The 9,999-nt window shown below is 42.2% G+C and carries 6 protein-coding genes; 2 read left to right on the top strand and 4 right to left on the bottom strand.

Annotated features, from left to right (window positions below):
• Positions 1 to 3: 3 nt before the first annotated feature.
• Positions 4 to 996 (bottom strand): mechanosensitive ion channel family protein, encoded by a 993-nt coding sequence (locus IQ244_RS02015; protein WP_193889401.1) that lies wholly within the window; start codon positions 994 to 996, stop codon positions 4 to 6.
• Between the two features lie 96 nt (positions 997 to 1,092).
• Positions 1,093 to 2,133 carry a TIGR00341 family protein gene (locus tag IQ244_RS02020; protein ID WP_193889402.1) on the bottom strand — a complete coding sequence of 347 codons (1,041 nt, stop codon included), beginning with the start codon at positions 2,131 to 2,133 and terminating at the stop codon, positions 1,093 to 1,095.
• 135 nt (positions 2,134 to 2,268) lie between these two features.
• Between IQ244_RS02020 and rppA the strand changes: the two genes are divergently transcribed.
• Complete coding sequence (gene rppA, locus IQ244_RS02025; RefSeq protein ID WP_193889403.1) at positions 2,269 to 3,003, top strand: two-component system response regulator RppA; 735 nt, start codon at positions 2,269 to 2,271, stop codon at positions 3,001 to 3,003.
• Positions 3,004 to 3,008: 5 nt separating this feature from the next.
• Positions 3,009 to 4,337 (top strand): two-component system sensor histidine kinase RppB, encoded by a 1,329-nt coding sequence (rppB, locus tag IQ244_RS02030; protein ID WP_193889404.1) that lies wholly within the window; start codon positions 3,009 to 3,011, stop codon positions 4,335 to 4,337.
• Positions 4,338 to 4,474: 137 nt separating this feature from the next.
• On the opposite strand, the gene IQ244_RS02035 is transcribed toward rppB, so the two are convergent.
• Both IQ244_RS02035 and IQ244_RS02040 read right to left on the bottom strand, forming a co-directional pair.
• On the bottom strand, positions 4,475 to 7,345 hold the full coding sequence (locus IQ244_RS02035) for a beta strand repeat-containing protein (protein ID WP_193889405.1): 2,871 nt from the start codon (positions 7,343 to 7,345) through the stop codon (positions 4,475 to 4,477).
• Positions 7,346 to 7,589: 244 nt separating this feature from the next.
• Positions 7,590 to 9,755, bottom strand: a complete 2,166-nt coding sequence (locus tag IQ244_RS02040; protein ID WP_193889406.1) for a di-heme oxidoredictase family protein — start codon at positions 9,753 to 9,755, stop codon at positions 7,590 to 7,592.
• Positions 9,756 to 9,999: the final 244 nt, after the last annotated feature.

The following is a 9,999-nucleotide window of genomic DNA, read 5'->3' on the forward strand; positions in this document are numbered from 1 at the left end:
CTATCAAATCTTGCCATTATTGTGATCATTTTTCTGTGTTTGCATTTGGGCAAGCATCTGATATGAATCACTCATAGGGCGAGGTTTGGGTACTTCACCTCTACCAGCAGGCCAGCCTTCTCGCTGACGAGAGCGATTTCCATCGGTTTCTTCTGTTTGGTCGTGAAATAAAATTTGCTGTGTGGGAAAGGGTAAATCAATGCCGTTGGCGACCAAGGTTTTCTTAATTGCAGTCAGCACCTTGTCTCGTGAGGTGAGGTCATCTGCACGTCGCGGCGGTTTTATCCACCAGCGAACGCGGATATTGACAGTACTTTCTGCAAGTTCCATAACGAGAACATCGGGTGCTGGTTCTGGCAATACTTCCGGGACACTATGCAATGCTTGTAGCATTAATTCCTTGGCTCGATCAATATCGTCACCGTAGCCAATACCGACATCATACTGGAGTCGCCGATTTTCAAAAGCTGTGTTTACAGTCACTGAATTAGTGAACAATTCTGAATTGGGAATTACAATGCGGCGACCATCATAAGTTCTAATTGTTGTCGCGCGTGTCTCAATATTTTCTACAGTTCCTTCAAAATCTTTAAAAACTATTTGATCATTAATGCGGAATGGCTCTGTTAATAAAATTAGAATCCCCGCCAAGAAGTTTTGCAGGATATCTCGAAAAGCAAAACCAATCGCTACACCACTAATCCCCAATAGTTGTACTAAATCACCAGCACGGAATGTGGGAATTACAATCGACAAAGCAACAAATAGTCCTAGTAATAGTATCGTACCTTGCGCCAAGCGCCCTAGTACTAATCCTAAGTTTCTCGCTTGGTGGCGATCGCGTGTCAAGCGTTTCACCAATCTCTTAATTTCTCTAGCAACAAAAAAGAAAATGGCAAATACAATCAATGCCAGCACAATATTCGGTAGCAAAACAATCAATCCGTTAATCATTCCCTGGATTTTATTCCAGAGTGCGGATATATCTGCATTCATGATAATTGCTTAATGATCAGCATTGCTGATAATAAGAAAAACTCCTATTATTTAATTCCATCTCTAGTTAGTTTTTGTAGTCTATAAATAGGATGATTAAAATTTTGCAGGATTACTTTTTTTTGGTTTTTGGTAAGGAGCAATAGAGTTTTCTCGCCTCACTTCTTCAACTTGACTCACTTCAAAAATTAAGGTGAAGGCTTGACCCATTTCCTTTTTAATAAATGCTTCTAAAAGACCTACTTGCGTTGATGTTACAGGTTTCTGGGCGCGGACACTTAAGCGAACGTGGGGCGGATTAGTCAGCCAATTAGTATCAGTTTTTAGTAGTTCTAAACGCTGAAAAGTTACAGTTCGATTCAACAAAGCTCTTTTTAAAGAGTTTTCTAGTTGTGCTTGTCTAAATAATTGAGTGAAGCTGACCGTTAAAGGTATCAATAAAACCCCCGTCAAAGCTAATGCCCATAACAGCACCTTACGTGCGCGACGAAAAGGCGAATAGCCAGTAACTAAAAATGTCAACATACAAGCAAGACTAATACCTAATAAGTTCGTTAAGTAGAGCAAAGTTGCACCTAAACTTAGCGACCAATCAGATTTTGCTAAACCTAAACCAATAACACAAATTGGTGGCATTAAGGCAACCGCTATTGCTGTACCTGCGACACTAGCAGAGATTTTTGAATTTACCTTTGCGTAACCACTAATACCACCTGCGGCAACGGCAATTCCCAAATCCAGTAAGGTGGGTTTAGAACGAGATAAAACTTCACTACCAAAACTAGGTAAATTAACTAGCCAACCTATACTATAAGAAATTAAAAGTGCTAATAAGGTGCCAACTAAAACTGCAATTGTACCTCGACGAAATAAGTTGACATTTCCTACTAATGCACCAAAAGCTAAAGCTCGAATTGGCAACATTAAAGGGGCAATAATCATCGCCCCAATAATTACAGCCGTGCTATTTGAGAGTAGCCCAAATGTAGCGATCGCACAAGAACCAACAATTAAAATTAAATATGTATTATTAGGCGTAGATTCTTCAAAAAACTCCCCTACAAGCTGTTGGAGTTGCAAAGGTTCAACCCTTTTCTTTTTGAACTCTCGGAAGCGGTTACGAAGATTATTAACCAAAGTAATTCCTACAATTAAATAATTTTGATAAAAAATTTTAAACAAAATTTTTCATAAACATATCTATCTTAAGATAAAAATTTGCCCTACAAAAATTTAGAATAAATTAAAGCAGGTTTTTAGCATTGGTTGATTATGCGGCTAATATTAGTTGAGGATGAAGCAGATTTAGGTGCAGCAATTAAACAAGTTCTGAGTCATGAGGCGTATGTCGTGGATTGGTTTCTTGATGGGACTCATGCATGGCAATATTTAGAAGCTGGCTCGACTGAGTACACCCTAGGGATTTTTGATTGGATGCTGCCTGGGGTTTCTGGGTTAGACTTGTGTAAACGATTGCGATCGCGCCAATTAACTTTACCTGTGTTGATGCTAACTGCTAAAGACCGGATGGAAGAAAAAATTATGGGTCTAGATAGCGGTGCAGATGATTATATAGTTAAACCTTTTGATATGGCAGAACTGTTGGCAAGATTGCGATCTTTGCAAAGGCGGTCTGCTTACACAGGAATATCAGTTATACCCCAAGTTCAAACCCGCCGTTTACAAATAGGTGGTCTGACACTTAATTACAACACTCATGAACTAACTCGCCAGTATCCTAACGGTGAACAGCAAATATTAACTTTAACTATCAAAGAATTTCAATTGTTAGAATATTTTATGCGACATCCTAATCAAATTATCAACCGCGATCAGATTATTAATCAACTGTGGGAAATTGGTGCAGCACCAGTCAGCAATGTCGTAGCGGCGCAAATTCGCTTATTGAGACGGAAATTAGGAGAAGAAGACAGCGAAGCTTTAATAGAAACTATTTATGGTGTGGGCTATCGTCTCAATATTCCGGTAGCAAGAATAGGCAGTTAATTAATATGAAACGCAACCCTATTTTCTCCGAGACTCGATGGAGATTAGCGGCTTGGTATACCCTAGTTATGAGTAGTATTTTAGGGCTATCTGGTTTAGGCGTTTATACAGTAGTTGCCCATACTTATTATGAAACGATAGACCAAGGATTACAATCAGTAGCCAAGGCCCTCCATAAAAGTATTGAACCTGCTTGGCAACAACCTGGACATTTACAGGAACTAGCTAAAGAACTTTCCTTAGAATTATGTATAAATCCGACAAACTGTTTGCCTAAAACAACTATTATTCAAAAACCTATAGAAGAGGCAGGTAATCAGGTTAATTACTATATCCGCTTATTAGATAGTTCAGAAAAAATTTTTGCAAGTACAGGTATACAACTTGATAATTTACAAATTACCTTATCATCGCAACGTTGGCAAATAGTTACTGATTCTTTTGGTGTTAGATACCGCCAAATCACTTTACCTTTATATACTCAAAATCAAATTTCTGGTTATTTACAAGTAGCACGTAGCATCACCGATTTGGATCAACATCTTGCTTATTTGAGATTAACTTTGATTTTGGGATTGCCCTTTTCCCTGATATTTGTGGCTTTGTCTAGTTGGTGGTTAGCAGAAAGAGCAATGCAACCTGTGTATTCTTCCTATCAACAGATGCAACAATTTACTGCTGATGCAGCCCATGAATTTCGCACACCTTTAGCGGCCATGTACTCTACTATTGAGGCTGCTATTAAGTTGCAGCCAGAACCAAAATCTAATAATGGAACTTTAGATGTTCTCAAGCGCCAAAATCATCGCTTATCACAATTAGTTGGCGATTTATTGCTATTAACAAGAATAGATCAAAAACAAATAACTAGCGAATATCAGCCTTGCTGTTTGAATGACTTAATTAGCGATTTAATTGAGGAGTTAGCATTTTTAGCCGTAGAGAATCAAGTCAATCTCTCTGGGGAAATGCAGGTAACAAAAAAGGTTTATGTTCAAGGAAATGAAGAACAGCTTTATCGGTTAATTTCTAACTTAATTATCAATGCAATTCAAGCAACACCTAGTGGGGGAAAAGTAATCATTTTTTTAGAAGATAGTGAGCTTTACGCTCTTATTAAAATTCAAGATACCGGAATTGGGATTGCGCTTGAACATCAACAGCGAATTTTTGATCGGTTCTATCGAGTAGATCGCGATCGCTCTCGTAGTTCTGGTGGTTCTGGTTTGGGTTTAGCCATTGCTTTAGCGATCGCCCAAGCACACAAAGGCAATATTCACGTTCAAAGTCAATCTGGTTTGGGTAGTACATTTACAATCCGGCTCCCTCTATAACTCTCTCGGCGGGTTGAATGAGCCGTCTTTTACCGAACACGATCTAAAAAAAGGTTACGCTAATAGCGTAACCTTGGGTTGCTGAACTATTTCAAATTTGCTGAATGACTAGCAAATAATTTATTTCCCAAAATTATTTAAACAATCACAAAATTGCTAACATTCAATGCAGGCGCACCAGATAATTGAGCCAGTTGCACCTGTCTAAATCCACCAGCATTACCATCTTGGTCAAAATAAAGCGCACCAGTTGTGTTGTTATAGATAAGTCGCTGATCACTGCTGGTTGCAGATGTTCCTAAAGTAAACTGACTAATCGAGAGTGAACCTGCTAATAAACCACCACCAAAACCAGCAGCTGATATCTGAATGATGTCATTACTGATGCTGAAGTTAGTAATAGTATCAGTACCTTCATTGAACCCATTAAAGACAAAGGTATTTGCACCACCACCCCCGGTGATGAGATCATTGCCTTGGCCACCTATCAAAATATCATTACCATTACCGCCAGTGAGAATATCATTGCCACTACCACCATCAAGGGTGTTATTACCTAAAGCACCAGCAGCCGAAAGATAATCATTACCACTACCACCATTGAGTAAGTTATTCCCACTAGAACTATTGACGATTAATATGTCGCTACCATTACCGCCATTAAGGATGTTATTCCCAAATGAACCCTCAGCGGACAGATAATCATTACCATTGTCACCATTTAGTACATTAGTGCCAGTGGAACCATTCACAATTAATATGTCATTACCAGATCTACCGTTAAGAGTGTTATTCCCAAGTGAACCGTCAGCAGAGAGAAAATCATCAGCATTATCACCATTCAGCAGGTTATCACCTGTGGAATCGTCCACAATTAAGGCGTTTCTCCCAGCACCACCATTGAGAGTGTTATTCCCAGATGAACCAACAGCATAAAGAGAGTCATCCCCAGTTCCGCCATTTAGCAGGTTATCACCTGTGGAATAGTCAACATTTAAAATATCGTCACCTGCACCACCAATGAGGGTATTATTCCCCGACGAACCAACAGTATAAAGCTCATCATTACCGTTGTAACCATTTAGTACATTAGTGCCACTGGAATCATCCGCAATTATTCTATCATCACCCACTCCACCATCCAGGGTGTTATCACCAGAAGCACCAATAGCGGAAAGCAGATCATTTCCAGCGCCACCATTCAGCTGGTTATTACCTGTGGAATAGTCAACAGTTAATGTATCATTACCTGCACCGCCATTAATCCGATCATTTCCACCGCTACCACCAGAAAGTGTATCATCACCATTGCTGCCGACGATGTTATCACTGTAGTTTGTACCAATAATATTCAGGCGTTCGATGTTGCTGTAGCTAACCCGATTTGTACCTGCGGTAATTCTGCCACTGTTAGTTGAAGCATTATAGGTTGAGGAGATGGCTGCATCAGCATCGCTATAATCAATAGACAGATAGTCTTCGCCATCTTCTCCATCAACTGTTTGCACTGCGGTGCTACTCAATTCGGCTACGGTGTTGCTGATGTAGAAGGAGTCATTACCTGCACCACCATATAGGCTATTATTTCCTTCGACTCGTTCTGCATAAATCTCATCATTCCCATTACCGCCTTCAACCAGATTGTCTCCTGCGGAGAAACTGATATCGATGATATCGTCACCTTCACCCCCACTTAGAACGTTATTTCCTGTGGTAAAGGAAGCTAGTATTGTGTCATTGCCATCTTCACCTGCAATATTATTGTCCCCATCACTCACATCAATACTGTCATCTAAACGCGCATTGCTGATTGTGATGAAATCATCGAACTGTGTACCAATGATATTCAAGCGCTCGATGTTGCTGTAGCTAACCTCATTTGTGCCGGCTGTGATTGTGCCGATGTTTCTTGCACTATTGAACGTTGAGGAGATTGCTGCATCAGCATCGCTATAATCAACTGAAAGATAGTCTTCCCCGTCTTCTCCATCGACTATTTGAGTGACTGTTGTGGAACTTGGCTCTTGTGGTACAGGGTTGCTGATGTAGAAGGAGTCATTACCTGCACCACCATATAGGCTATTATTTCCTTCGACTCGTTCTGCATAAATCTCATCATTCCCATTACCGCCTTCAACCAGATTGTCTCCTGCGGAGAAACTGATATCGATGATATCGTCACCTTCACCCCCACTTAGAACGTTATTTCCTGTGGTAAAGGAAGCTAGTATTGTGTCATTGCCATCTTCACCTGCAATATTATTGTCCCCATCACTCACATCAATACTGTCATCTAAACGCGCATTGCTGATTGTGATGAAATCATCGAACTGTGTACCAATGATATTCAAGCGCTCGATGTTGCTGTAGCTAACCTCATTTGTGCCGGCTGTGATTGTGCCGATGTTTCTTGTACTATTGAACGTTGAGGAGATTGCTGCATCAGCATCGCTATAATCAACTGAAAGATAGTCTTCCCCGTCTTCTCCATCGACTATTTGAGTGACTGTTGTGGAACTTGGCTCTTGTGGTACAGGGTTGCTGATGTAGAAGGAGTCATTACCTGCACCACCATATAGGCTATTATTTCCTTCGACTCGCTCGGCATAAATCTCATCATTCCCATTACCGCCTTCAACCAGATTGTCTCCTGCGGAGAAACTGATATCGATGATATCGTCACCTTCACCCCCACTTAGAACGTTATTCCCTGTGGTAAAGATCGCTAGTAGAGTGTCATTATCATCACCACCCTCTAAAAGGTTATTTCCAGAAGAACGCGTAATATTTAAAAAATCATCTCCTGCTCCACCTCTGAGGATACTGTTCCCTGTGGAATTAGCAACAGCAGTAGCAGCATTGAGGCTATCATTTCCAGCACCACCATCTAGAATGTCGTTGCCACCATTACCAGATAGGGTATCATTCCCATCAAAGCCTCTAATAATATCATTGCCAGTTGTGCCAATGAGGTTATCATTGCCATTTGTACCATTGATATTTGCCATAATTTTTACCTAAATAAATCGATTGTTTCAGTAAATTGAAAGCTTTCAAATGGCAGTCTGTGGTGTTTTCAGCCTTTTTGTTTTTTAGGAACTGGATCATTTACAGATGCAGATTTACCTGACAATTCTGTGTCTGTGTAATACGAGAAAGGAGAGGTGAGCATTGCTCATCTCTCCTCTGATTATCAAAATGAACAACGATGAAATTCCGTTAGAGTTAGGAATATTTAGGTAATCGTCAATTTTATAACTCTTTGAGGAATTCAATGATGGATTGTTGATCAGCAGGACTTAAAGAACGATAGCGACGAATGACTTCCTTCGCATCACTGCGGTGGGTTCTAGAAACGTCACTATTGTAAGGAGGACAAATCACACTGCTGGGTGAAGGGCCATAAGATATATTGCCTACAGCTCCGCCTGGTGGTACTGGGCATCCTCCTCCGGCGGGTGTGCGACTGTCGTCAGGGGCTGGTAAATCGTGCAATTCAATAGCCGCACGAATAGCATCATCCAAGGTGCGAACTACTAATGGCGCGTTAGTAACTTGACTGTTGGTGAATACAGTACCTGCGGGGTTGGTGTTAACTGTCAGTCGGCTCAAGTACACACGAGCGTCATGTAAGAATGGAGGGCCCATTCTACCCAAGCCCATCAGAGGTGGTGTGCGGAACTCATCACCAAAAGCAGCGGCTTGACCGTTCGCAAATACGTCACCAGCTAAGTTGCGGGGCATATCAAAAGTAGCAAAGGAGCGACCTACAGCATTAATAGCGCCTTGCTCTTTGGAAAGAGTTGGTTGATATTGTCTGTTAACAACCAGTGGATCACGAGGTAAGGAAGCCCAACGTTCTGCATCGATTTGCGGTACGTTGTGCAGAAGTAGGTCGGAGAAAATTGGTGCCCACTTATAGCTAAGATGTTGTGCAACAATTGCACCGTCTCTGGTTGTGGTTGCTGGTGATTGTCCTGTTCTTTGAACTGGGATATGGCAGCTGGCACAACTCACCATAGAATCGTTTCGATTAATAGCATTAGGATCGCGACCATCACCACCGCCGGGGAAGCGGCCTGGAATCATACGATTGGAAAAGGCTACTAAGTCAATCCCAAAAAGCTCTGCTCCACGCTTAACTTGACCTTCAGAGCTTTGTGCAGGACGAGAGCGTGTGGGATTATTCAACACCGCCAATAGTGTGTCCCCAAATTCTGGGGGAGCTGTCATCCGCAGGAAGTTTCTTTCGCTCAATGGCACGCTGAGGTGTGATTCTAGTGTGTCAGGGTATGGATCATTGCACCCTGGACGACCGCGGTTAGTAGGAGATTCAGTTGGTTCATTACGGTTGAGAATGCTTGTAAAACCAACTTCACCTTGAAGACCACCTGCCACAAACTGAAGGATTTCTACACCATTAGCCCGCAATCCGAAGCGTCCTACACCACCAGCAAAGGCTGAACCAGCAGTGATATTAGCCGCAGCAGGGGTTGGGATAGTGTTGGTTTTACCAGTAATACAATCGCCTGTACAAGCGAATATGGTTGCATTGTTGAGGGATGAGGGGATGCTTTGGGTATCAGAACCTTCATCTTCAAAGCGTCGGATGTCGTTTGTCGGAATAGCCTCCATCAAACCACGACCAATATATGGAGGCCCGGCAAACTCTACCACACCTCTTCGGAAACCAAGGGAGCTAAGTTTTGTTACCGGATCAATATTAGGTAGATTCGGGTCTTCAGCAATTGTCGGGATGCGCTCAGGCAGACACTCTGGGATGGAAAAACGAGTGTGTTGCACAAAGCCACCAAGACGAGGTGAGGCTCCACCTCTGGCAACCCCATCAAGAGGGTCAAATATGTTCTGTGCGGGATTATAGTCACCGAAGGTTGTAAAGGCAGCTGTTAGCCCAGTGTTATTGATGGCATCAAGGTTATCGGCAGCTCGTCCACCACCGGTGGCAGGGTCAAGGGCTGTGAACTTGAAATTAGTTGGTGTCGAACGTGCAGCGCGAGATACGTTGGAAACGTCTCGGACTACTCTGCTGTTGGGGGTTGCTTCCGCCGAACTCAAGTGACAACCCAAGCACATCTGTTGGTTGGCAATTGGCCCAGCGCCTTCTATTGCGAGGTGGGGTGTTGTAAAGAAGGCTATCCCTTCTACCAAAGCCTCACGTTGTGTTTTGGTTGCAGAAGGATATACCAACGCATCCAGATCTTTCAAACCTAGAGGGAAAGTTCCGACAACACCAAATTTCTGACGGGGGACTCGCTCCGCTGGGGTAAATACGGTTCCGGGGCCTGGCTCTGCGACATCAAATACATTGGCTGTCACCTCTGTTTGCCGTTGAGCCAGTAATGTAGCATCATCAGGCACATTGGAACCAATAGGAGCAGAGGAAAAGATACTTGCCAAGCCGATCTCTGGGAAGAGAGCCGCCGAAAATATGGCAAGGGCAAATGAACAACATACTATCAATAACAAAGTTGGAAGCTTACGCTTACGCGTAAACCTCAAGATGTTTCGCTCTCTCATAAGTTTCGAGGTTTGTATAGGAAAGTTGCTTTCTACAAGGCTGTCAATCATCACCTACGTGATGATTTGTACTGCTGCGCTATCAGAAACATACACTATTTCAACATAAATAAAAGATACAATA

It is taken from the genome of Nostoc sp. LEGE 06077 (assembly GCF_015207705.1).
Lineage (GTDB): Bacteria > Cyanobacteriota > Cyanobacteriia > Cyanobacteriales > Nostocaceae > Nostoc_B.